The organism is Rhodoferax sp. P2_H8_2 (genome assembly GCF_056403235.1).
This window is the reverse complement of the sequence record NZ_JBFUFW010000003.1, coordinates 271,398-295,805: the sequence shown is the minus strand read 5'-3', so window position 1 is coordinate 295,805 and position 24,408 is coordinate 271,398. Positions and strand designations below refer to the sequence as shown.

General features: G+C 60.4%; 20 protein-coding genes. 11 read left to right on the top strand and 9 right to left on the bottom strand.

The window, feature by feature from the left end; all coding sequences use genetic code 11:
* Window positions 1-33: 33 nt before the first annotated feature.
* From AC1DV6_RS07005 to AC1DV6_RS06995, 3 genes are all read right to left on the bottom strand, one after another.
* Window positions 34-1,329: an iron-containing alcohol dehydrogenase gene (locus tag AC1DV6_RS07005; protein WP_477976479.1), complete on the bottom strand. Its 1,296-nt coding sequence runs from the start codon at window positions 1,327-1,329 to the stop codon at window positions 34-36.
* Window positions 1,330-1,448: 119 nt separating this feature from the next.
* A complete protein-coding gene (locus AC1DV6_RS07000; protein WP_477976477.1) occupies window positions 1,449-2,198 on the bottom strand; it encodes a 16S rRNA (uracil(1498)-N(3))-methyltransferase in 750 nt (249 codons plus the stop codon).
* A 65-nt stretch (window positions 2,199-2,263) separates the two neighbouring features.
* The gene (locus AC1DV6_RS06995; RefSeq protein WP_477976476.1) at window positions 2,264-3,358 is read right to left on the bottom strand and encodes an aminoglycoside phosphotransferase family protein; all 1,095 of its coding nucleotides are present in this window, start codon (window positions 3,356-3,358) and stop codon (window positions 2,264-2,266) included.
* 96 nt (window positions 3,359-3,454) lie between these two features.
* Between AC1DV6_RS06995 and AC1DV6_RS06990 the strand changes: the two genes are divergently transcribed.
* Genes AC1DV6_RS06990 through rsmA form a run of 3 tightly spaced genes read left to right on the top strand, consistent with a single transcriptional unit; the run spans window position 3,455 to window position 7,890 of the window.
* Window positions 3,455-5,797, top strand: a complete 2,343-nt coding sequence (locus AC1DV6_RS06990) for an LPS-assembly protein LptD (RefSeq protein WP_477976475.1) — start codon at window positions 3,455-3,457, stop codon at window positions 5,795-5,797.
* A gap of 6 nt (window positions 5,798-5,803) precedes the next feature.
* The gene (locus AC1DV6_RS06985) at window positions 5,804-7,129 is read left to right on the top strand and encodes a peptidylprolyl isomerase (protein ID WP_477976474.1); all 1,326 of its coding nucleotides are present in this window, start codon (window positions 5,804-5,806) and stop codon (window positions 7,127-7,129) included.
* Window positions 7,126-7,890 carry a 16S rRNA (adenine(1518)-N(6)/adenine(1519)-N(6))-dimethyltransferase RsmA gene (gene rsmA / locus AC1DV6_RS06980; RefSeq protein WP_477976473.1) on the top strand — a complete coding sequence of 255 codons (765 nt, stop codon included), beginning with the start codon at window positions 7,126-7,128 and terminating at the stop codon, window positions 7,888-7,890. The genes AC1DV6_RS06985 and rsmA overlap by 4 nt, the downstream gene beginning before the upstream one ends.
* A gap of 338 nt (window positions 7,891-8,228) precedes the next feature.
* Here the strand turns inward: rsmA and AC1DV6_RS06975 are convergent, their stop codons facing one another.
* The 5 genes from AC1DV6_RS06975 to AC1DV6_RS06955 form a co-directional block, all read right to left on the bottom strand.
* Window positions 8,229-8,450: a hypothetical protein gene (locus tag AC1DV6_RS06975; RefSeq protein WP_477976471.1), complete on the bottom strand. Its 222-nt coding sequence runs from the start codon at window positions 8,448-8,450 to the stop codon at window positions 8,229-8,231.
* The gene (locus AC1DV6_RS06970; protein WP_477976469.1) at window positions 8,429-8,830 is read right to left on the bottom strand and encodes a barstar family protein; all 402 of its coding nucleotides are present in this window, start codon (window positions 8,828-8,830) and stop codon (window positions 8,429-8,431) included. Before AC1DV6_RS06970 ends, AC1DV6_RS06975 begins: the two co-directional genes overlap by 22 nt.
* Before the next feature lie 34 nt (window positions 8,831-8,864).
* Window positions 8,865-9,212, bottom strand: coding sequence for a guanyl-specific ribonuclease (locus tag AC1DV6_RS06965; protein ID WP_477976467.1), 348 nt, complete (start codon window positions 9,210-9,212; stop codon window positions 8,865-8,867).
* A 197-nt stretch (window positions 9,213-9,409) separates the two neighbouring features.
* Entirely contained in the window at window positions 9,410-11,767 is a 2,358-nt protein-coding gene (locus AC1DV6_RS06960) for an NADP-dependent malic enzyme (RefSeq protein WP_477976465.1), read from the bottom strand.
* A gap of 138 nt (window positions 11,768-11,905) precedes the next feature.
* Window positions 11,906-13,108 (bottom strand): FAD-dependent oxidoreductase, encoded by a 1,203-nt coding sequence (locus AC1DV6_RS06955; RefSeq protein WP_477976463.1) that lies wholly within the window; start codon window positions 13,106-13,108, stop codon window positions 11,906-11,908.
* A 107-nt stretch (window positions 13,109-13,215) separates the two neighbouring features.
* Between AC1DV6_RS06955 and pip the strand changes: the two genes are divergently transcribed.
* From pip to AC1DV6_RS06915, 8 genes are all read left to right on the top strand, one after another.
* Complete coding sequence (gene pip / locus AC1DV6_RS06950) at window positions 13,216-14,163, top strand: prolyl aminopeptidase (RefSeq protein WP_477976461.1); 948 nt, start codon at window positions 13,216-13,218, stop codon at window positions 14,161-14,163.
* A gap of 311 nt (window positions 14,164-14,474) precedes the next feature.
* Window positions 14,475-14,573 carry a K(+)-transporting ATPase subunit F gene (gene kdpF / locus AC1DV6_RS06945; protein WP_477976459.1) on the top strand — a complete coding sequence of 33 codons (99 nt, stop codon included), beginning with the start codon at window positions 14,475-14,477 and terminating at the stop codon, window positions 14,571-14,573.
* Window positions 14,574-16,373, top strand: a complete 1,800-nt coding sequence (gene kdpA / locus AC1DV6_RS06940; RefSeq protein WP_477976457.1) for a potassium-transporting ATPase subunit KdpA — start codon at window positions 14,574-14,576, stop codon at window positions 16,371-16,373.
* Between the two features lie 21 nt (window positions 16,374-16,394).
* The gene (gene kdpB / locus AC1DV6_RS06935; protein ID WP_477976455.1) at window positions 16,395-18,470 is read left to right on the top strand and encodes a potassium-transporting ATPase subunit KdpB; all 2,076 of its coding nucleotides are present in this window, start codon (window positions 16,395-16,397) and stop codon (window positions 18,468-18,470) included.
* A 9-nt stretch (window positions 18,471-18,479) separates the two neighbouring features.
* Window positions 18,480-19,052 (top strand): potassium-transporting ATPase subunit KdpC, encoded by a 573-nt coding sequence (gene kdpC / locus AC1DV6_RS06930; RefSeq protein WP_477976451.1) that lies wholly within the window; start codon window positions 18,480-18,482, stop codon window positions 19,050-19,052.
* Between the two features lie 14 nt (window positions 19,053-19,066).
* A complete protein-coding gene (locus tag AC1DV6_RS06925; RefSeq protein WP_477976449.1) occupies window positions 19,067-21,832 on the top strand; it encodes a DUF4118 domain-containing protein in 2,766 nt (921 codons plus the stop codon).
* Window positions 21,808-22,524 (top strand): two-component system response regulator KdpE, encoded by a 717-nt coding sequence (gene kdpE / locus AC1DV6_RS06920; protein ID WP_477976447.1) that lies wholly within the window; start codon window positions 21,808-21,810, stop codon window positions 22,522-22,524. The genes AC1DV6_RS06925 and kdpE overlap by 25 nt, the downstream gene beginning before the upstream one ends.
* A 24-nt stretch (window positions 22,525-22,548) precedes the next feature.
* A complete protein-coding gene (locus AC1DV6_RS06915) occupies window positions 22,549-23,454 on the top strand; it encodes an oxidoreductase (RefSeq protein ID WP_477976445.1) in 906 nt (301 codons plus the stop codon).
* On the opposite strand, the gene AC1DV6_RS06910 is transcribed toward AC1DV6_RS06915, so the two are convergent.
* Window positions 23,402-24,394: a tRNA dihydrouridine synthase gene (locus tag AC1DV6_RS06910; protein WP_477976442.1), complete on the bottom strand. Its 993-nt coding sequence runs from the start codon at window positions 24,392-24,394 to the stop codon at window positions 23,402-23,404. The two genes, AC1DV6_RS06915 and AC1DV6_RS06910, sit on opposite strands and share 53 nt — an antisense overlap.
* Between the last annotated feature and the right edge of the window lie 14 nt (window positions 24,395-24,408).

Genomic DNA, 24,408 nt, shown 5'->3' with positions numbered 1-24,408 from the left:
CCTCTTTATTTCTTCAAACGGTTCTGCGTGCGATCACTTGGCCTTTGCAGACTTCTTAGCTGGAGTTTTGGCAGCCTTGGGCTTGTCTGCACCCTTTGCGTCTTTCGGCAGAGCCTTGCGAATCAGGTTTTCGCACTCCTGCTGCGTCATGTAACGCGGCACCGGGTAGCCGGTGTGGGCTTCGTGGCAGGCGGCTTTGGCCAGCTCGGGGATGTCGGCTTCCTTCAGTGCATCCAGCGTGGTGGGGATGCCCAGATCGCGGTTCAACTGGTCAACGCCATCCAGGAACTTTTGCGCCAGCACATCGTCCGCTTCGCCTTCTTTACCGAGCCTTGCACGCACAGCCAGCAAGGCCAGACGCGGAATGATGGCGGGGGCGGAAAACTTCAGCACCAGTGGCAGCATGATGGCGTTGGCCAGGCCGTGCGGTGTGTGGTACTTGCCGCCAAACTGGTGGGCTATTGCATGCACGTAGCCCACGTTGGCGCGGGTAAATGCAAAACCTGCGTAGGTCGATGCCAGAGCCATCTTTTCCCGCGCTGGCAAGTTCTTGCCATCGGTGTAGCAGGTGCGCAGATTCTCGAAAATCAGGCCAACTGCCGACAACGCCATGCCATCCGAATACGGCGTGGTCCAGTTGCCAACAAAGGCTTCCACCGCATGGGTCAGCGCATCGATGCCGGTGGCCGCGGTGATGTGCGGTGGCAGACCGGTCATCAGTACCGGGTCCAGCGCGGCCATTTTGGGCACCATGCGGGGGTCGACGATCACCAGTTTTCTCTCGCGTTCTGGGTCGGAGATCACTGCGGCCACGGTCACTTCGGAGCCAGTGCCTGCGGTCGTGGGCACCGCGTAAATGCGTACCGGATTGCGCAGGCCTTTGAAGTAGCCGGCTAACTGGCGCAGCCGTTTGCCAGGATTGGCCGCGGCCACCGCAATCGCTTTGGAGGCGTCCATCGACGAGCCGCCGCCGAAGGCGACGATGGCGTCGCAGCGGTGCTCTTCAAAAAACTCGATGCCCTTTTCAATCAGCGGGATCGGCGCATCGGCGGTGATTTCGTCGAACACCACAAACTGTGCGCCGCCGGCCGTCAGTGCGTCGGTCAGGCCTTTGAGCAGCCCCAGCTTGGAGATGATGCTGTCGGTGACGATCAGGATCTTGCGGTGCCCAAAGCCGGCCACCGCCTGCCCGAGGCGGCCACTGGCGCCGGGGCCGACCAGCAGCGTCGGCTGCGGAATAGGGATGTAGCGGGTCACCATGCCGGCGCCCTTCATCAGCGCACCCAAGCCCCTGGCGCGCATGGCATCACTCACTAAATTGGAAATCACGGATTACCCCCGGTTCACAGCGACATGTCAGGTGTCCAGTATGCCCGCGCCAGGCCCTTTCGGGGGCTACGCGGGCCTATGGATAAACCCTGATGCGCGGGCCGGATTCCGCGGGTGTGTTAGACGGCGAGCAGGCTGGCCAAAGCAAACAGCGCGGCGGTTTCGGCGCGCAATACGCGTGGGCCGAGTGTGACCGGCGCGAACCCTGCAGCGAGCGCGGCAGCCTCCTCGGCGGCGCCCAATCCCCCTTCAGGGCCGGACAGAAAGCAACTGGTGGAGTTGGCGTGCCCATGTGTGCGTACCGGCTGGGCGTTGGGGCTCAGCGACAGCAGCAGTCGTTGGGTCTGGGCTGGCAGATGGGTATCTGCGGCAGCGAGCCATGGGGTGAGGTTAGCAACCGGCAACACGGCGGGGACGCGGTTGCCACCGCATTGCTCGCTGGCAGCCACGGCCACGCTCTGCCAATGGGCAACCTTTTTTTCCGCGCGTTCGCCGCTCAAGCGCAGCACGCTGCGCTCGCTCATCAGCGGTTGGATCGCCCAGACGCCCATCTCGGTGGCTTTCTCGATCAGCCAGTCCATCCGGTCATTCGCGGGCATGCCCACTGCCAGCATAACGCGCTGCGTCGGCTCGCGCTCGATGGCGCTATGGGCACCGACCTGTACCTGCACATCGCTGCGGCCCATGCGCGTGACCGTGGCGTCAAACTCGCCTCCCGGTGATGGGCCTGTCCAGCCCGGGCCGTTGTTGAAGAGTGTGATTGCGTCGCCCGGCTGCAGGCGCAGCACCTGTACGTGGCGCGCGGCACCGGCGGGCAATTCCAGCAAGTCGCCAGTGGCCAAAGGAGTCGGGCAGAAGAAGCGGGGCATGATGAGGTTGCTATAAATTCAGTAGCTGCTTACGCACTATCTATGCGCGCTAGCGGCATATTTCATTATGTTCTTCCAAACGCAAACACGTTGGGAACCTCAATACCTTCGATCTTCTCGATCAGGCGCAGCAATGGCTTCAGCTCACGGTAGCGGCCACAGGTGCTGCGGATGTAGTGGATAAAGCGCGGCGTATCGGCCAGATAGTGGGGCTTGTCGTCGCGAATCGTCAGGCGTGCAAAGATACCAGCCACTTTCAGGTGGCGCTGCAGGCCCATCCACTCCACGCCGCGGTAAAACTCCCCGAAGTCATCGCCCACGGGAAGCCCGGCCTTGCGGGCTTTTTCCCAGTAGCGGATGGTCACGTCCAGACAAAAGTCTTCGTCCCAGCTGATAAACGCATCGCGCAGCAGGCTGGCGATGTCGTAAGTGATCGGGCCGTAGACCGCGTCCTGAAAATCCAGCACGCCAAGGTGATCACGCGCGATATTGGCGACGCCACCCGGTCCCACCATCAGGTTGCGTGGCATGAAGTCGCGGTGCACAAACACATAGGGCCACGATTGGTTGTTGGCGAGGATGCAGGCAAAGGCCTCGTCCAGCGTTTTGCGCATGGCTGGGTCTACGGGCGTTTGCCGGTGCTCGGTGATGTACCACTGGGGAAACAGCTCCAGATCGCGGCGCAGCAACGCTTCACTGTAGGGTGGCAGCACGCCTTCTTTGGACGCCAGCTGCCATTGCACCAGCGTGTCCACGGCATCCATGTACAGGCCCAGTGGAGGCGGCGCATCCGCGTCGATGGCTTGCAGCATGGTTTGCAAGCCCATGTCGGTCAGCAGCATGAAACCGCGCGCCTCGTCCCATTGCAAAATCTCGGGAACTTTCATTCCCACGTCGGTCATCAGCTTGGCGATGCTGACAAAGCTGGTGCAACTGCCCTTGTCGGGCGGCGCATCCATGATGATGCGGCTGCCCGCCTGGCTGTCTATGCGCAGGTAGCGCCGAAAGCCGGCGTCGGCAGATGCCATGCGCAGACTGGCAGCATCCAGGTCGTGTACCGGGGCTACCGTCTGAAGCCAGGCATCAAACTCCACTTTGCGTTCAGGATGGGCCCAGGTGACGGGGCTGGCGGGGAAGATGATGTCGGTGCGTTGGCTCATGGATAATCCATTCTACAAACCCGCCTATACCTGCCCTTGTTTTCCACGCCTCCAACCCGGTGCAAGCCTGCCACCCCAATACTTTCCCGCTATCGCATGCATGGTGTAGCGCTGGCCGTGTGGGCCTTGATGGATGTCGCAGGGGCACAGACTGCGCCAGCCCCTGAAACCGCGTCACCGGCTCCGTTGGCCCTGCGCCCCAGCAGCATGCTGACGGAGGCGATCACGCCGGCGCAACGCGAAGCGGCACCTATTTTTGTGCAGGGTGACCGCATCACAGGCCGCGCCGACCTGGAAACCGTGATTGAAGGCGGCGCTGAGTTCCGCAAGGCCGGCACCACCATCCGCGCGGACCGTCTCGAATACGACCAGCCCAGCGACACCGCCAAGGCCAATGGCAACGTGCGCATTAACCGCGGCGGCAATGTGTACTCAGGTCCGCAACTGGAGCTGAAAGTCGACGCCTTTGAGGGCTTTTTCCGATCGCCCAGATACGAATTCCTGCAAAACGATGCGCATGGCGAGGCGGACCGGGCGGACTTTATCGACGAGCGCCACGCGATTATTCGCAACGCGACCTACACCACCTGCCGGCGCCAGCCTGGGCCCGACTGGCTCCCAGCATGGATACTTCGCGCCGCCAAGATCACTTTGGACAACGACGAAGACGTGGGAGTGGCAACGAACGCAGTGCTCAGCTTCCAAGGCATACCCATATTGCCGGTACCGGCCATCAGCTTCCCGCTGTCTGAGAAGCGCAAATCCGGCCTGTTGCCGCCGACCATTGGTGTAGACAACGTCAATGGCATTGAAGTGACGCAGCCGTACTACTGGAATATTGCACCCAACCGCGACGCGACGATCACGCCGACTGTCATGAGTTTGCGTGGTGTCGATTTAGGCGTGGATTTTCGCTACCTGGAGCCCGCCTACAGTGGCATTGCCCGGGTCAACTACATGCCCGCCGATGCGCTGCGTGGCGCCGACCGATGGGGTGTTGCCTATACCCACCAGGGGACTGTGCAGACTGGGTTGGCTTCCGTGGGCGGCGTAGGCGTCAACCTCAATCTGAATCGCGTCAGTGACGACAACTACTGGCGCGACTTTACGCGCGCCAGCAGTACGTTGACACAGCGCCTGTTGCCGAATGAAGTCTCGGCGCAGTGGGGGCAGGGCCCGGTATCCACCACGGTGCGCATGTTGCAATGGCAGACGTTGCAAGACCCGGCCGCACCCATCATCCCGCCGTATGACCGTGTGCCGCAGATCGCTGCACGTTATGAACAGTCGGATTCGCGCGGATGGGACTGGTCGGTGGACGGAGATTTCACCCAATTCCAGTCAGTCAGTGCGTTGACCTTGCAGCCCAATGCACAACGCGTTTACGGCTTGGCGCAGATCAGCCGACCCTGGCTGGCACCGGCCGGATTTTTGACACCGAAGCTGCAGCTGCACGCCAGCACCTACCAGTTCGATGCGCGCCTTGCCGATGGAAGCTCCGCTGCGGACAGCGTGGTGCCGACCTTCAGCCTGGACAGCGGTCTGGTGTTCGAGCGCAATGCCAAGTTGTTGGGCCGCTCACTGGTGCAAACGCTGGAGCCACGCGCTTTCTATGTGTACACACCGTACCGCGACCAGAGCCGCTTGCCCAACTACGACACGGGCGCCAACGACTTCAACTTTGCGTCAATCTACACAGAAAACGCCTTTGTTGGCCATGACAAGATTGCCGACAACAACCTGATGACGCTGGGTTTGACCACGCGCCTGCTGGATGCGGATACCGGAGCGCAACTGGCACGTTTTGGCGTGGCTCAGCGCCTGCGTTTTGAAGACCAGCGCGTCACCCTCAATGCGGGGGAGGCACCGGCGCAGGCGGGCTTTAGCGACATTCTTTTGGGCGCATCCGTCAACGTCAACGACCGTTGGGGCCTGGAGTCCACGGTCCAGTACAACAGCAAGACCGATCAGTCGGAACGGGCAACCGTGGGCGCGCGCTACAACCCGGGCAATTACCGTGTGCTCAATGGCGCGTACCGCTACCAGCGCGATTTCAGCGAGCAGGTCGATGTCAGCTGGCAGTGGCCGCTCAACGATTTGTGGGGCGACAAGGGCAAGGATCTGGGCGCCGGACGTGGCCAGGGGGTAGGGCGCCTCTACTCGGTAGGCCGGCTGAATTACAGCCTGAATGAGCGCCGCCTGGTCGACACCGTGGTGGGCGTCGAGTACGATGCGGGCTGTTGGTTGGGTCGGGTGGTGCTGGAGCGTTTGCAAACCAGTACCACAACGGCCACCGAACGCTTGAGTTTCCAGCTGGAGTTCGTGGGATTTACCCGCTTGGGCTTTGGTTCTCAGAAAACTTTGGATCAGAATATTTCGCGCTATCAGAATTTGCGGGATTCGAGCGGCACAAGCAGCCGCTTCAGTAACTACGACTAACAGACCATGAAAAATTTCCGCTGGGCCATTGCCCTGGCTTGCATTGGCAGCCTCTTTGTTTTCCCTGCGATGGCGCAGCCAGCCGCTTCCACCGCTGCAGCCAAGCAGGTGGATTACATCGTTGCGGTGGTCAACTCCGAGCCGATTACCAATAGCGAGCTGATGTCCGATGTGGGACGCGTTATTCAGCAGATGACGCAGCAGCGTCAGCAAGTACCTCCATTGGAAGAAGTGCGAAAGGGCGTGCTGGAGCGCATGATCAACGACAAGACCCAGGTGCAGCAGGCCCGCGAAACGGGTATTCGCGTTGAGCAGGCTGAAGTCGATATGGCGGAGCAGAACGTCGCCCAGCAGAATCAGATGGATGTGGCTGAGATGCGCAGGCGCCTGGTCAAGGACGGTGTCACGCCGCTCGCATTCCGTATCCAGCTTCGTGACCAGATCACGCTGCAACGCCTGCATGAGCGTGACGTATCTGCCAAGATCAGAATTAGCGATGCTGAAGTAGAGCGGTTTTTGCAGGAACAAAAGGCCAGCAGCTCTGATCCCTACGCCCAGGAAGTCAATCTGGCGCAGATCCTGATCGCCGTGCCAGAGAAGGCCAATGATGAGCAGGTGGCGTATTTCGCTACGCAAGCCAGGAATGTGCTGGCCCGCATCCGCGGTGGCGAGGACTTCACCAAAGTCATGCAAGAGGTGTCCGCCGGCGATCGCGCCAATGGCGGCGCGATGGGTCTGCGCAAGGGCGAGCGCTATCCGGCATCGTTTATCCAGGCGACCTACAAGTTACCCGTCGGCGGCGTATCTGACATCGTGCGCTCGGGTGCTGGATTCCATGTCCTCAAAGTGCTGGAGCGCCGCACCCCCAATGTGGTGGGCGATGCCATTCCTGAAACCCATGCCCGCCATATATTGCTGCGCGCCTCGCCCCAGCTGTCGCCAGCCGCTGCTGGAGCGAAGCTGGAAGAAGCCCGGCAAAGTGTTTTGTCTGGCAAGGCGGATTTCGCCGCGTTGGCACGGGAGATGTCGCAGGATGGAAGCGCACCCAAGGGTGGCGATCTGGGATGGGCGCGGCCCGGTATGTTTGTTCCCGAATTCGAAGAAGTGATGAACCGTTTGAAGGACGGTGAAATCAGTCCTCCATTTGCGTCTCGCTTCGGAATTCACATCTTGCAGGTGACGGAACGACGCAAGGTGGAAATGAAACCTGCAGAAATTCGCGAATTGGTGCGCAACCAGATGAAGGAAGCGCGTTACGAAGAAGCCTTCGCCAATTGGGCGCGTGACATCCGCGACAAGGCCTTCGTGGAATATCGCGAGCCGCCTTTGTGAAACACATCGCGCGCAAGCGCTTCGGCCAGCACTTTCTGACCGATGGCGGCATCATTGATGCCATCGTTCACGAGATCGCGCCCAAGCCGGGCCAGCGCATGGTGGAAATCGGTCCTGGGCTGGCCGCGTTGACGCAGCCCCTGGTGGAGCGCTTGGGCAAGCTGACGGTCATTGAGCTGGACCGCGATCTGGCGTTGCGCCTGCGCGGCAATCCGCAGCTCGAGGTGATTGAGTCCGATGTACTGCGCGTCGACTTCAGCGCTGTTGCCGCCGACGGCCCCAAACTGCGTGTCGTGGGCAATCTGCCTTACAACATCTCCACCCCCATCCTGTTTCACCTGTTGACGCATGTGGCGGTCATTGAAGACCAGCACTTCATGCTGCAAAAAGAGGTAATAGACCGCATGGTGGCCAAGCCCGCCACTTCGGACTACAGCCGCCTGAGCGTGATGCTGCAGTGGCGCTACGCGATGGAAAACGTGCTGTTTGTTCCGCCAGAGAGCTTCGATCCACCGCCGCGGGTGGACAGCGCGATTGTGCGCATGATTCCGCTGGAAGTGCCGCCTGTTCTGAACTTGGCGTTAATGGAAGAAATGGTGCAGGTGGCATTCAGTCAGCGTCGCAAGCTGTTGCGCCATACCTTGGGTCGCTGGTTGACGGAGCGGGAATTTTCCGGAACCTTTGATGTGCAACGTCGGGCGGAAGAAGTGCCGGTTGCTGAATACGTGGCGTTGGTGCAGCAATTGCATTCTGCTGGCTAAGCCTTTTTGCTCGCCCGCAGACGGCGCGGGGTAAGCCCCAAAGCGAATGTCCCCCGGGCCGTGAGGGCCCTCCTCCTTGATTTCGCAATGGAGCTCACCCCGCACCATCCGCTAGAAGCTCTTCGTGGGAGGTGAATTCAAAGACATTGCCATGCCAAAGTTACGTAGGAGTAGTCGGGGTATGTGTTTTGCGCAGGTCAAGGAGGAGGGGCCCTCACGGCCCTGGGGGACGCGGAGCAAAACGCATACCCCGACTGCTCCGAAGCGAATGCGACGCAAACGGACAATAAAAAAGCCCATCGCTAGGACGGGCTTTTTACAGAGGAGTGGATCGCAGCTTAAGCAGCAGCCAACCAGTATCCGGCGTTGAAAGGGCTGCTCATGCGCAGCGCCAAGGGAGATACATCCAACAGTTTGTCGGTGGGCATCTTTTCCCCGTTTTCGGTGGTCAATTCAATGCCGGATACCGCTTCGGCGGCGGTGGCATCGGTGTGGGCCTCGTTCGCCCGTTCTGCTTGGCTGGTGGATGCAGAACGGGCTACAGAAAAGAATAGAAGCACCGGAATGGAATCTTCCGGTCTCCCCAGTAGTCGGCGGTGTCGCGGAAGATGTCCAGCAATTGCTCGCGGGCTTCCTTGTCAAACTTGGCGTTGGCCGGGATGTGTTCCAGCACGGCGACAAAACCGGGCTGTGGGCCCGACTTGTGGACCGGGTCGGTCAGGCTGTCGTACAGTGCATCGAAGTTCTTGCCGACATGGGCAGGCAGCGTGAACTGCTGGCCGATCATGTCCAGCACGTCCTGCTTGCTCTGCGCGTTGGCGAGGTTGGCATACAGGAAGTGGTGCCCCAAACCTTGGGCAGCCTCCTGCAGGTCCGACACCCGGAAGGCGCGGATCGACTGAACGATATTCGTTCTAACGGTTCGAAGTGGCATATCCATCCCCGATTCTCTTTCTCAAAGTACTAAATTCAACTCAGGGCACGATCTTGCGAAAACTCGCATAGTGATCGGCCGTGTAATAACAGGCATCGGGTGTCTTGGCGGGTCCGCCGCACACCATGCGCCGGGCGCCCCGGTCACGAGAACCTGGCGTCTTCACCGTGTATTCACGGTAATAGCCGCGTTTTGCTCTGGGGAGCTGTCGCTCCCGGTTGCCAAACACAACGCCATCTTTCTCAAACGGAAACGGGCCGCCTTGTCGAATCAGTTGGTAGGTTTCCACGCCTTGTGCGGGAAGGGCATTGAGTGCGACTGTTGCGCCGTTGAAGGAAACTTCGGCTTGCCTGGCTTCCACCCCATTCCATGCAATTGCATGAAACATCAACAGGCCAGTAAGCGCTAACTTGTGCAACCCCCTGCCAACCATGAAATCCTTCCAGTGATCCCGGGACGACCCGAAAAATCCAAGGGGCGTAGTGTCGCTTATTTGTCTCGCAAACGCAAGGCCCTGCCCAAAAAATGGGCATCCAGAAAGGGCAAATTTTGAATTGGAGTAACTGCTAACTCTTCTGAATTGCTTTACCGAGTGGCATTTGCATCAGCCACGGTAAGGGCCGTCATATTTACAATTCGGCGTACTGTCGTGCTGGCTGTCAGGATATGCACCGGTTTGGCGGCACCCAGCAAAACTGGCCCGATGGCGATGTTGCCGCCAGCCGCTGTCTTGAGTAAGTTGTAAGCAATATTGGCTGCATCAATATTGGGCATCACCAGCAAGTTGGCATCCCCGACCAGTGAACTGCCTGGCATCAGCAACTTGCGTGCAGCGCCATCCAGCGCCACGTCGCCGTGCATTTCGCCATCGACTTCCAGCCACGGTGCCTGCGCTTGCAGCAAGGCTAGCGTCTCGCGCATCTTGATCGCACTGGGTTCGTTGCTGCTGCCAAAGCTGGAGTGCGACAGCAGTGCCGCCTTCGGGCGAAAGCCAAAGCGCTGCATTTCCTCGGCCGCCATCACGGTAATTTCCGCCAGTTCCTGTGCGCTGGGGTCGTAATTGACGTGGGTGTCGACCAGAAATACCTGCCGTCCGGGAAGCATCAGGCCGTTCATGCAGGCATAAATCTGCGTACCCAGCGCCGCCTCGGCGTTTGTCGGTTTGCGCTTGCCAATGACCTGGTCGATGTACTGCAGGTGGTGCGCAGTCGTGCCCCAGGTGCCGCAGATCAGGCCGTCCACATCGCCCTTGTTCAGCAGCATCGCGCCGATCAGCGTCAGGCGCCGGCGCATTTCGATCTTCGCGATCTGCACCGTCACGCCCTTGCGCGCCGTCATCTGGTGGTAGGTCTGCCAGAAGTCACGGTAACGGTGGTCCTGCTCGACGTTGACGACGTTGTAATCCACGCCCTCCTTCAGTCGCAGGCCAAACTTCTGCACACGCTCGGCGATCACGGCGGGACGGCCGATCAATGTGGGCAGTGCGATGCCTTCGTCGACGACGATCTGGGCGGCGCGCAATACGCGCTCCTCTTCGCCCTCTGCGTAGGCAACACGTTTGCGCAGCGCCTTTTTGGCCGCGGCGAAGATCGGCTTCATCGTGGTGCCCGAGGCGTAGACAAAGCTTTGCAACTTTTCGCGGTAGGCATCCATGTCCTTGATCGGGCGCAGCGCCACGCCACTGTCGGCCGCCGCTTGCGCGACTGCCGGTGCGATCTTCATCATCAGGCGCGGATCGAACGGCTTGGGGATCAGGTACTCCGGGCCAAAGGCGAGCGCCTCACCGACATAGGCCGCAGCGACCACCTCGCTCTGCTCCGCCTGTGCCAGCTCGGCAATTGCGTGCACCGCTGCAATCTCCATTTCCAATGTGATCGTAGACGCACCAGCATCCAGCGCGCCACGGAAGATGTATGGGAAGCACAGAACGTTGTTGACCTGGTTCGGGTAGTCCGTGCGGCCGGTTGCCATGATGGCGTCGTCACGCACTGCCTTCACTTCTTCCGGCAGGATTTCGGGCGTGGGGTTGGCCAGTGCAAAGATCAACGGCTTGGCGGCCATGCTCTTGACCATGTCAGCCTTGAGCACGCCGCCTGCAGACAGGCCCAGGAAAATGTCGGCACCCACAATGACTTCGCGCAAGGTGCGCGCGTCGGTCTTTTGCGCGAACTGTGCCTTGTCTTCGTCCATCAGTTCGGTGCGGCCTTCGTAGACCACGCCAGCCAAGTCGGTCACAAAAATATTTTCGCGCGGAATGCCCAGTTTGACTAGAAGTCCCAAGCAGGCCAGTGCTGCGGCACCCGCGCCGGAAGTCACCAGTTTGACTTTTTTAGGGTCTTTGTCGACGACTTTCAAACCATTGAGCAACGCGGCGCCTACGCAGATGGCCGTGCCGTGCTGATCGTCATGGAAGACCGGAATCTTCATGCGCTCGCGCAGCTTGCGCTCTACATAAAAGCAGTCAGGCGCCTTGATGTCTTCGAGGTTGATGCCGCCAAAGGTCGGCTCCAGCGAGGCAATGATGTCGACCAGTTTGTCCAGGTCGTGCTTCTCGTCGATCTCCAGATCGAACACGTCGATGCCGGCGAACTTCTTGAACAGTACGCCCTTGCCTTCCATCACCGGCTTGGATGCCAGTGGACCAATATCGCCCAGACCCAGCACCGCCGTGCCGTTGGTGATCACTGCAACCAGGTTGCCGCGGCTGGTGTACTTGTAGGCGTTGTTCGGGTCTTTGACGATTTCTTCGCAGGGGGCGGCGACGCCAGGCGAATAGGCCAATGCCAGATCGTGCTGGTTGATCAGCTGCTTGGTCGGCGTGACCGCAATTTTGCCGGGCGTGGGAAACTCGTGGTACTCCAGGGCTGCCTGGCGCAACTGCTCTTTCTTTTCGGCAGAGTTGGCCACGGGACCGCGGGGCTGGAGGGAAGACTCTTCAGACATTGTTCATCCTCTGCGGCAGGGCTTGCGACAAAGGTGTCGTGCCCGCTGCTTTATATGGGCTTTGCATTGTAGACCTCGCATCCCGGGACGCAGACCCCGGGATCACTGCAAATTCATGCAGATCAGTCATGACATTATTCAGGCCAGTGTGATCTTGGCGAACTCCATGCGCCGTGCGGTTTGCTTGGCCGTCAACACGAAGCCGCGCTGCGCGCCTTCAGCGTCCATAAAACGCCATGCACCACCGGGCTCACCATTCTCGGGCGCTGTATCAGCGATCCAGCCGCCCGCTTGTTCCGGGTGGGCGCTGGATACGACGACGGGCCAGGCCGGCGTTTTGATGCTCACCGGCATCAGCGGGAATACGAGTGCAGTGGGTGTGCCAGCCAGTGTGGCGGCCAACGCGCGGGCAGCGTTCATGATGGGCATCACGTAGGGCAGTGTGCGGTGGCCTGCAGACGCGTACTGGGCGCAATCACCCAGTGCGTAGACATGCGCGGCAGATGTCTGCAGATGGCCATCGACAACAATGCCGCGTTCGCATGCAATACCGGCGGCGGTCGCTAGAGCGGTGTCGGCCCGCAGACCGATCGCGCTGAGCACTACATCGGCTTGCACGGTCGTGCCATCGGCCAGCGTGGCGAGCAGCCAGCCATCGCTAGTGTCCAGCGATTTGACCGAGGTACCAAAGTGCCAGTGCACACCCAGCGCTTCCAACGCGGTCTGGATTTGCAACCCTGCTTGTTCCGGAAGCAGCAAGGCCAGCGGGCGGGACGCAGGGTCGGCGACATGAATCTTGAAACCGGCGTGGACCAGATCGTTGGCGAACTCGCAACCGATCAGGCCGGCGCCCATCACGAGTACGGTCTTGCTTTGGTTTTCGGAGCTACTGGCGCTTTCTGTGTCTGCCACCAGGGCTGAATGGAACACGGAGAAGTCTTGCAACGAATTGACCGACAGCACCTTGTCAGCCGCATTGCCCTGGATGGGGACGCGGATGGCGTGCGCGCCGGTGGCCAGTACCAACTGGCCATAGGTGAGGGTTTGCTCGCCTTCCGGGGTTTGCACCTTGATGTTTTGTGCAGCGGTGTCAAGGCTTTGTACACGGCTGTGCGCCAGTAGCGTCACGTTCTGCGTTTGCGCCATTTGCGCCGCCGGTGTGGTGACCAGTTGCTGCGGGCTGCGCTTTTGGCCAAAAGCATTGGACAGCGTGGGCTTGGCATAGAAGTCGCCGTTATCGGAGGTGACCAGCACCACGGGGCTCGTGGTGTCCAGTTTGCGGAATTCGCGTACGGTGGTCCAGCCGGCCAGACCGGCGCCAATGATGATCAGTGGATGCATGGTTGTTGTAATGTTAAATTTGTATGGCAATTGTGCCTCAGGCACCCGCAGAATGTGCGTAAGCAGCTATGAAATGTATAGCATCCGCAGACCCATAAAATCAGGGGATGTCTCTGTACCCACCATTGGAACCCCGCCGCACGGGCCGCTTGTCGGTCGATGCAATCCACACTCTCTATTGGGAAGAATCCGGTAACCCCGAAGGCATTCCCGTGTTGTTCCTGCACGGCGGCCCGGGCTCTGGTACCTCGCCCAAACACCGCCAGTTTTTTGATCCCGAGCGCTACCGCATCGTGCTGTTCGACCAGCGCGGTGCCGGGCAGTCCACGCCGCTGGGCGAGTACCGCGACAACACCACGCCGCTATTGGTTCAGGACATTGAGCAACTGCGCGAGATGCTGGGGATCTCGCAATGGCTGGTGTTTGGCGGGTCCTGGGGCTCCACGCTGGCGCTGGCTTATGGGCAGGCGCACACGGAGCGCTGCCTGGGCTTTGTGCTGCGCGGCATCTTCTTGTGTTCCGACGCGGAGATTGACTGGTTCATGCAAGGCATAGGCTGGTTCTTTCCTGAAGAACATGCGAAATTCACCGCGCCGATCGCGCCGGAGCGCCGCGGCGAGTTGCTGGATGCGTATTGCGAACAGCTCTTCAGCGACGACCCGGCGCAAAACCTAAGCGTTGCGCGCACCTGGGGCCACTACGAGGGCAGTTGTCTGCATCTGCTGCAGGACAAAGACGTTGCAGACCAACACGGCAATGACACGGTGGGTCTGTCTGTCGGGCGGCTGGAGGCGCACTACTTCCGGCACAAAGGCTTTATGACTCCCGGGCAGTTGCTGCAGGGCGTTGAGCGCATCCGCCACCTACCCGCCGTGATCGTGCAGGGCCGCTACGACGTGGTCTGCCCGCCGCGCACCGCGTGGACGTTGCACCAGGCCTGGCCCGAGGCGCGGCTGGTGATGGTGGAAGACGCGGGGCACTCTGCGTTTGAACCCGGCATCACCGCAGCACTGGTGGCGGCGACAGACCGATTCAAGACCGATCTGACGTTTTAGGTTTTTCCGACGTGCCGCCCAACAATTTACGGGCGGATGTGCTGTTCTACTTCCTTCAGTGCGCCGGTAGAAAGCCGCCTGCAGGCGGGGGCAGCAAGGTTTCATTGCTGCATTTTTACGGAATTTTTACGGGCACGTAGTCGCTTTCATCCCCGTTTTTACAGTCAAAAAAATATCCTCACTCTCAGGTTTTTTACTGGAGAAGAGTCAATGGATATTCCTTACGTGGTCACGGGGGCCCTGCTGTGGCTTGCCATGGTGCTGATGGTCAAGGGGCTCGAAAAGCTCGCAAAGCCCCAAGGAGAACGCGCATGAACGTGCTCCACATGCTTTACGGTCTGGGCGGCGTTTTGTCGATCCTGCTGCTGGCCTACCTGGTCTACGCGCTGATTTGCGCAGAGGAGTTTTGAATGACCGCCTCTGCCTGGGGTCTGCTGGCCCTTTTCTTACTTGTCTTGTTGGTTGTTTCCTGGCCATTGGGTACATGGATTGCCCGCCTGAGTGCCGGCAACCACCCACGATGGATGCAACGGGTTGAAGCGCCGTTGTATAGGCTTGCCGGGACTTCCCCGGAGCAGTCCATGAAATGGACGCACTATGCGCTGGCCCTGTTGGCCTTCAATGCCTTGGGTGTTCTTGTGGTCTACACATTGCAGCGCCTGCAAGTCAGCCTGCCACTGAATCCGGCAGGTATGGCAGCTGTTTCGCCTGATTCGTCCTTCAACACCGCGGTGAGCTTTGTGACCAACACCAACTGGCAAGGCTACTCGGGAGAGTCCACGATGAGCTACCTGACCCAGATGCTAGGCCTGGCGGTGCAGAACTTCCTTTCCGCCGCCACTGGCATTGCCGTGGTGTTCGCACTGATCCGTGGATTTGCTGCACGTTCGACCGCGGTGATTGGCAATTTCTGGGTTGACATGACGCGCATCACGGCGTGGTTGCTGCTGCCGCTATCGCTCGTCTTCGCCCTATTCCTGGTCGGCCAGGGTGTCATTCAGAACTTTGACGCTTACAAGGATGTCACCACATTGGAAGTCACTGCATTCCAGATTCCCAAGATCGACGCCAATGGCGCGCCCGTGGTGGATGACAAGGGTGCGCCGGTGATGCAGGACACCCAAACCGACAAGCAGACGCTGCCCATGGGCCCGGTTGCTTCCCAGGAAGCCATCAAGATGCTGGGCACCAACGGTGGCGGTTTTTTCAATGCCAACTCGGCCCATCCGTATGAGAACCCCACTGCGCTGAGCAACTTCCTGCAAATGCTGGCCATCTTCCTGATTCCAGCTGCGCTGTGCTTCAGCTTCGGCATTGAAGTGGGCGACAAGCGCCAGGGCTGGGCCATTCTGGCGGCGATGACTGCGATGTTTGTGGTGGCCGTAATGGTCATCACACCGGCTGAACAAACCGGTAATCCCTTGCTGACCCCGCTGGGCGCAGACCAGAGCCAGTCCACCCTGCAATCAGGCGGCAATATGGAAGGCAAGGAAGCCCGTTTTGGCATCAACGCCACCAGCCTGTTTGCCGTCATCACCACCGCTGCGTCTTGCGGTGCGGTCAACGGCATGCACGACTCACTGACCCCCATTGGCGGCATGGTCCCCATGGTGATGATGCAACTGGGTGAAGTGGTGTTTGGCGGCACCGGAACCGGCCTGTACGGCATGCTGGTTTTTGCGATCCTGGCAGTTTTTATTGCCGGCCTGATGATCGGCCGCACGCCGGAGTACCTGGGCAAGAAGATTGAGGCCCACGAAATGAAGCTGACCTCGATCGCTATCCTGGTCACGCCCATCATTGTGCTGGCGGGTACAGCCATAGCGGTCATGGCGGATGCGGGCAAGGCGGGCATTGCGAACCCTGGCGCACATGGTTTCTCCGAAATCCTTTACGCGCTGACATCGGCTGGCAACAACAATGGCAGCGCCTTCGCCGGTTTGTCTGCGAACACACCTTTCTACAACGTCCTGTTGGGTCTTGCTGTCTGGTTTGGCCGCTTTGGCGTAATCGTCCCGGTGCTGGCTATTGCGGGTGCGCTTGCATCCAAAAAGCGCCTACCGGTCACCTCCGGAACATTGCCAACCCACGGCCCATTGTTTGTGGTGCTGTTGATCGGCACCGTGCTGTTGGTAGGCCTTCTGAACTATGTGCCTGCGCTCGCGCTGGGGCCGATGGTCGAGCACCTGATGCTCTTTTCGACCCATTGATTCATTGAGCAAGTACACACCATGAAAACAAAAACCTCTTTGACGCTGTTTGATCCTGCGCTGATCAAGCCAGCCATCGCCTCTTCTTTCGCCAAGCTGAGTCCGCGCGCACAGTGGCGCAACCCGGTTATGTTTGTCGTTTACATCGGCAGCATTCTGACCACCTTGCTGGGCTTCCAAGCTTTGCAGGGCCAAGGTGAGGCGCCGGCCTGGTTCATCTTCACGGTCGCCGTGTGGCTTTGGTTCACCGTGCTGTTTGCCAACTTTGCAGAAAGCTTGGCCGAGGGCCGCAGCAAGGCGCAAGCCGCATCGCTGCGCAGCATGAAAAAAAGCACCTGGGCTAAAAAATTAAAAGAGCCCAAGCATGGGACCACATGGTTGCCCGATCAGGCCGAAAACCTGCGCAAGGGTGACATCGTGCTGGTCGAGGCGGGTGACACCATCCCCGTCGATGGTGAAGTGATCCAGGGTGTTGCGACTGTGGATGAGAGTGCAATTACTGGCGAGTCGGCACCGGTTGTGCGCGAATCCGGTGGCGACTTTGCGTCCGTCACCGGTGGCACGCGTGTGCTGTCCGACTGGTTGGTCGTGCGCATTGGGGTCAATCCCGGCGAATCCTTTCTGGACCGCATGATCAGCATGGTCGAAGGCGCCAAGCGCCAGAAGACGCCCAATGAAATCGCGCTGACCATTTTGTTGGTGGCACTCACCATCGTGTTTTTGGTCGTGACGGTTACGCTGCTGCCCTACTCGGTATTCAGCGTGGGCGCCGCTCAATCGGGCACCGCTGTCAGCATCACCGCGCTGGTGGCTTTGCTGGTGTGCCTGATCCCCACCACCATTGGCGGCCTGTTGTCTGCGGTGGGTGTGGCGGGCATGAGCCGCATGATGCAGGCCAATGTGATCGCAACTTCCGGCCGCGCTGTAGAAGCGGCAGGCGATGTGGACGTGTTGCTGCTGGACAAGACCGGCACCATCACACACGGAAACCGCCAGGCCTCTGCGTTCCTGCCTGCACCGGGGGTGACGCAGGCGCAGCTTGCGATCTGCGCAACCCAGGCATCTATGGCAGACGAAACGCCGGAAGGTCGCAGCATTGTGACTCTGGCGCAGCGCCTCGGAAATGTGGAAGCACTGGTGGGCCAAACGGTGGAAGTCCCATTTACGGCTCAAACCCGCATGAGCGGCGTGGATGTCACGCGCCCTGATGGAAGCACGCGCCAGCTGCGCAAAGGTGCAGTGGATGCCATCCGCAAATATGTGGAGTCGCTGGGCGGCACTTTGCCCCCGGAACTGGTGCGCGTGTCTGACGAAGTTTCGCGCCGTGGCAGCACGCCGCTGGCCGTCGCCGATGGCAATGCAGTGTTGGGAATTGTCGAGCTCAAGGACATTGTCAAAACCGGCATTAAGGAACGCTTCGGTGAGCTGCGCCGCATGGGCATCAAGACGGTGATGATCACTGGCGACAACAAGCTCACTGCTGCAGCGATTGCTGCTGAAGCTGGCGTGGACGACTTCCTCGCAGAAGCAACGCCGGAAGACAAACTCAAGCTGATTCGCAGCTATCAGAGCGAAGGCCGTCTGGTCGCCATGACAGGCGACGGCACCAACGACGCACCGGCTCTCGCCCAGGCCGATGTGGCCGTGGCCATGAACAGCGGCACGCAGGCGGCCAAAGAGGCCGGCAATATGGTGGACCTGGATTCCAACCCCACCAAACTGCTGGAGGTAGTGGAGACTGGCAAGGCGCTGTTGATGACACGCGGGTCGCTCACCACGTTCTCGATTGCCAATGACGTGGCGAAGTACTTCGCCATCATCCCGGCGATTTTTGTAAGCACCTATCCGCAGCTCGCGGCCCTCAATGTGATGCGCCTGGGTAGCCCCTCGTCGGCGATCCTGTCGGCCGTGATCTTCAACGCCTTGATCATCATGTTCCTGATCCCGTTGGCGCTCAAAGGCGTGAAATACCGTCCGGTAGGCGCAGCCATTCTCTTGCGCCGCAACCTGCTGATTTACGGCCTCGGCGGCTTGATCGTTCCCTTCATTGGCATCAAGGTGATTGATCTGATCCTTGTTGCCATGGGTCTCATTTAAGGAAATGCCATGAACAAAATTATTCGTCCCCTGTTGACCACCTTCGGCATATTGACCTTCGTGACCGGAATCGCCTACCCCTTGGCGGTCACCGGAATTGCCCAGACATTGTTTCCGAACGAAGCCGCAGGCAGCCTCATCGTCAAAGACGGCAAGCCGGTTGGCTCCCGCTTGATTGGGCAAAACTTTACCGACCCCGGCCACTTCTGGGGCCGCCCGTCTGCCACTGGCCCGCAGCCCAACAACGGCATTGCGTCGAGTGGTTCCAACCAAGGGCCCTTGAATCCGGCATTGGTCGATGCTGTCAAGGGACGTGTAGAAGCTTTGCGGGCAGCCGACCCTGGCAACACCGCTGTGGTGCCCGTAGATCTGGTCACCGCTTCGGCCAGTGGGCTGGACCCGGATATCAGTCTGGCTGCTGCGCAGTACCAATTGGCGCGTGTTGCCAAAGCCAGAAATCTTCCCGTGGAGAAGGTGCAGGCCCTGGTCGATCAGAACACCGAGCGTCCGCTATTGGGCATTTTGGGCCAACCAGTGGTTCATGTATTGCCGCTCAATCTCGCGCTGGGCGCTCTGCATTGATGCACACTTGATCCATGGCAAACAGCGCTGACAACCGGCCGGACCCAGACGCTCTTCTCGCACAGTTGCAAGAGGAGAGCCTGGGGCTCGAGCGCGGCAAATTGCGCATCTATTTCGGTGCCAGCGCCGGCGTGGGCAAAACCTACGCGATGCTCAGTGCGGCACACCGTGCAGAGCGCGCCGGCCAGTCCGTACTGGTCGGCGTCATCGAGACGCATGGCCGCAAGGAGACCATGGAGCTGCTGGCAGAGCTTACGCTGCTGCCGTTGCGCAAGGTTCCGTACCGCGGCCAGGTGCTGATGGAGCTGGACCTGGATGCCGCCTTGGCCGCCAAACCCGATGTGCTGCTGGTCGATGAACTGGCGCACAGCAATGCGCCAGGGTCGCGGCACCTCAAACGTTGGCAGGATGTGCAGGAGTTGCTGGACGCGGGCATTGATGTATGGACCGCAATCAATGTGCAGCATCTGGAGAGTCTCAATGGCACGGTCGGTGCCATCACTGGCATCCGCGTCAATGAGACCGTGCCAGACACCGTGCTGAACGGGGCGGATGAAGTTATTTTGGTGGATGTGACAGCTGATGAGCTGCTGGCGCGGCTCAAGGCGGGCAAGGTGTATGTCCCGCACCAGGCCGAGCGAGCCAGCAAGAATTTCTTTCGCAAGGGCAACCTGTTTGCGCTGCGTGAAATTGCGCTGCGCCGCACGGCCGAGCATGTGGGTGACGATGTCCGCAGCTACCGCGCCAAGCAGTTGCAGCAGGCCCGACCCGATGCGCCGACTGGGGCGGCCTGGAATACGTCGGGCGCGATGCTGGTCTGCGTCGGCCCGGGCGAAAGTTCGGAGCACGCCGTCCGTAGCGCGGCGCGGCTGGCTGGCCAGCTCAATGTCAACTGGCATGCGGCCTGTGTGGAGACGCCCACACTGCAGCGCTTGCCTACTGCCACCCGCGACCGCACGCTGGCCGTTCTCAAACTCGCCGAAGAGCTGGGCGGCAGCACGGCGGTACTCACGGGCGACGATGTCGCAGCCGAGCTTCTGAAGCACGCGCAGATGTTGAACTGCGCAACCTTGGTATTGGGCCGCCCAGCGGATCGCCGATGGAGTGCGCTGTGGCGCGCAGTGCGTCCGACGTTGACACGCCAGCTGGCGACACTGGCCCCCACGCTGGACATCATTGAAATCGGCACCACGCCCAGCGTGCGCCGCATTCAGAGCGCCATCCCCGAGCAGGCGTCGACCGATATCGATGCGCCGTCCTGGCTAGATGCCTGGCCCCGCTATGCAAAGGCAGCCGCTGCATGTGTTGCCACCACCTTGCTGACGCTCCCTCTGGCAAATCTGCTAGACCTTGCCAACATTGTGATGCTGTTTTTGCTGTGTGTCGTGGCGGTTGCCGTTCGTCTTGGCCGAGGCCCTTCCACGTTGGCCGCCGTGCTGTCGGTGGCGTCGTTTGATTTCTTTTTTGTGATGCCGCAGTTTTCTTTTGCAGTCAGCGATGTGCAGTACCTGCTGACCTTTGCGGTGATGTTGAGCGTGGGCCTGCTGATTGGCCAACTGACTGCCCATTTGCGCTTCTCTGCGAGTGTGTCGGCGAGCCGTGAACGCCGCGCGCAAGCCCTGTTTGAGTTGACCCGGGACCTGTCTGCTGCGCTGCAGACGGTGCAGGTGGTGGAGCTGGGGGAAGCAGCGGTACAGCGCACCTTTGGCGGGCAGTGCAAGGTACTTTTGATGAATGAGATTGACCAACTGGCTTATCCGGAAGGACTGCCAGCTTCCCTGGACACCAGCATTGCCGACTGGGCATTCAACCGCGGCCAGCGTGCTGGCCTGGCGACGGACACCCTGCCATCCAGCACTTGGCATTACGTCCCGCTACAAGCGCCGATGCGCATCCGTGGCGTGCTGGCGGTGCAGCCAGCCAAACCTCGTTGGCTGTTCATTCCCGAACAGGTCAAACAGCTGGAAACCCTGGCCCGCCAGATCGCCATCGCGCTGGAGCGCGTCCACTATGTTGAAGTCGCGCAATCGGCAGTGGTGCAGATGGAATCCGAGCGCTTGCGCAACACCTTGCTCGCTGCGATGTCCCACGACATCCGAACGCCGCTCACCACCTTGGTGGGCCTGGCGGAAACCCTGGCAGCTTCCCATCCCTTGACCGCGGATCAGAAAATGTCAGCGCAGTCCATCGGGCTGGAGGCGCGGGAGCTCAGTGCCCAGGTCACCAACATGCTGGAAATGGCACGGCTGGAAAGCGGACAGGTGGAGTTGCGCAAAGACTGGCAATCAGTGGAAGAGGTCGTCGGCAGTGCGATCCTGTCTGCCCGGCACGCACTGGGTGCGCTAAAAGTCGGCACCGAGCTATCCGCAGATTTGCCCCTCGTGGAATTTGATGCTGGCTTGATCGAGCGTGTGCTGGTCAATTTGCTGGAGAACGCCGCCAAATACGGTATTTCAGATACCGCGCACGACCCGGCGATGGTTCTCAGCGCAGAGGTCTCAGCGTCCGCACTGGTCATGACGGTGCGTGACTTTGGCCCCGGCCTGCCGACCCATGTCAAAGGACATGAGGAAGATCTGTTTGCAAAATTCACCCGCGGCCACAGCGAATCGTCAACCCGTGGCGTCGGCTTGGGCTTGGCCATCTGTAAAGCGATTGTGGAAGCCCACCGTGGCAAGATTTCAGTGACGCAGGCCGATGGCGGTGGTGCAGAATTCAAGGTCACACTGCCACGCACACCGCCGCCTGAATTGCCATGCCCCAACCCGTCGCCATCCTGATCGAGGACGAGCTTCAGATCCGTCGCTTTGTGCGCGCGGCGCTGGAGGCGGAGGGCTGGTTGGTTCACGAGGCAGAGACCGCGCAACGAGGCCTGGCCGACGCCGGCACGCGCAAGCCCGATTTGCTGATCGTGGATTTGGGGCTGCCGGATGGAGATGGCATCCATGTGATCCGCGATGTGCGCAGTTGGTCGAATGTGCCCATCGTCGTGCTGTCGGCCCGCGCGGGAGAAGAAGACAAAATTGCGGCGCTGGATGCGGGCGCCGATGACTACCTGACCAAGCCATTCGGTTTGGGGGAACTGATGGCACGTGTGCGCGCCAACCTGCGGCGACCACGCACGGCTTCGGGCGACTCATCTACCGGCGTGCAAGCAAGTGAGGATGCCGTCTTCCAGTTCGGCGATATCGAGGTAAACCGTCTGGAGCGCATTGTCCGGCGCGCAGGCGAGGAGGTGCACCTCACGCCGATTGAGTACCGTTTACTCAATGTGCTGATCTCCAATGTCGGGCGGGTGATGACGCACAAGCAATTGCTGCGCGACGTGTGGGGTCCGTCGCATTCCGAGCAAAGCCATTACCTGCGGATTTACATGGGCCATCTTCGGCAGAAACTGGAAGCCGATCCGGCGCAGCCCAAATATTTGCTGACGGAAACCGGCGTTGGCTATCGACTGTTGCAGGACATGTAGTCCAACCTGCTCGGAGTTCTATTGATGACATGGACCATTGACCAAACGCCGATGCAGACAGGCCGTCTTGCCATCGTGACCGGCGCCAACATTGGCTTGGGATATGAGACCGCATTGGCCTTGGCGGGCCAGGGATGCGAAATCGTGCTTGCCTGCCGCAGCCTGGACAAGGCAGAAGCTGCGAACGCGCAGATCGCGGCGCAGTATCCAAAGGCCCAGGTGCACTGCATGGCGCTGGATCTGGCCAGCCTGAAGTCGGTGCGCGCATTTGCCAAAGCGTTCAGCAAGAAGTTCAAGCGCCTTGATCTGTTGATCAACAACGCCGGCATCATGATGCCGCCCTATGCGTTGACGGAGGATGGTTTCGAGAGCCAACTCGCCGCCAATTACCTGGGGCACTTTGCGCTAACCGGCTTGCTGTTGCCGCTGCTCAATGCCACACCCGGTGCGCGCGTGGTTTCGCTCAGCAGCCTGGCGCACAAATGGAGCGGCATCCAGTTTGATGACTTGCAATTCACCAAGGGGTATGACGCGCGCAGGGCCTATGGGCAAAGCAAACTGGCGTGTCTGATGTTTGCCTACGAGTTGCAACGGCGGCTCAGCAAAGCGGGTGCTTCCACGTTGTCGGTGGCGGCGCATCCGGGCATTTCGGCCACCAATTTATTCCAGCACATGCCCAAGATCGTGGGCGGCCTGGCGCCGCTGGCGGGGCTGGTATTCAACTCGGCACGGGGCGGAGCGCAGCCTACGCTGTATGCCGCCCTGGGTGCAGACATTGAGGGCGGTGATTACTGCGGCCCCGGCTCGCTGGGCGAAATGCGCGGCCCGCCGGTCAAGGTGGGCTCCAATCGGCGTTCGCGTGATCTGGCCGCTGCCGCTAAGCTGTGGGAAGTGTCTCAGCAATTGACTGGCGTGCAATACCCAAGTTGAGCTCCAGCCAGTCGTCAATCTCGTGCGCATGGTTCAGTGTGCGCAGCGCCATATAAGCTGTCTCGGCCTCCGGGTAGCGGCGGCGCAGAAAATTCAGCCACTGCTTCAACCTTCCGGCCTGTTGCTTGCGTTCCAGGCGGCTGCAAACCAGATGCCAGAAGTCCGCCATCAACGGCAGCAGGCTTTGCCATGTCACCGTGGGCACTGCTACGGTTGGTGCCATTTCGGAGCGGATCGCCCAGGCCAGACCCGGGTCGGTCACGATGCCTCGGCCCAGCATCAGGTCATCGCAACCCGACAGTTCGCGGCAACGCATCGCGTCCTGCACATTCCAGATCTCGCCATTGGCAATCACCGGAATGTTCACTGCGCGGCGCACATCGGCAACACGCGCCCAATACGCGGGTGGGCGATAGGCGTCGGCCTTGGTGCGGGCGTGTACCACCAGCTCACCAGCGCCACCTGCAGCAATCGCCTGTGCGCATTCCTCGGCGCGCGAGTCGTCGGCAAAGCCCAGGCGCATCTTCGCCGACACCGGCATGTGCGCAGGCACTGCACGGCGTACCGCGGCGACGATGCGGCACATCAGTTCCGGGTCGTCCAGCAGGGCCGCGCCGCCGCCATGGCGGTTCACCACTTTGGCCGGGCAGCCAAAATTCAGGTCAATGCCATCCGGTCCCAGCGCGGCAAGCCGGGCTGCGTTGTCGGCAAGACATTCAGGGTCAGAGCCCAGCAACTGAGCCCGCACCGGCACACCAGAGAACGTGCGCCCACCCGTCAGCAGCTCGGGCACGATGCGGATGAAGGCACGGTCCGGTAACACCGTGTTGGTGACGCGAATGAATTCGGACACACAGCGGTCTATGCCGCCGACGCGCGTCAGGATGTCGCGCAGCACAAAGTCCAACAGACCCTCCATGGGCGCAAGAAGCAGAGCCATAGGGTCAGGCGGAG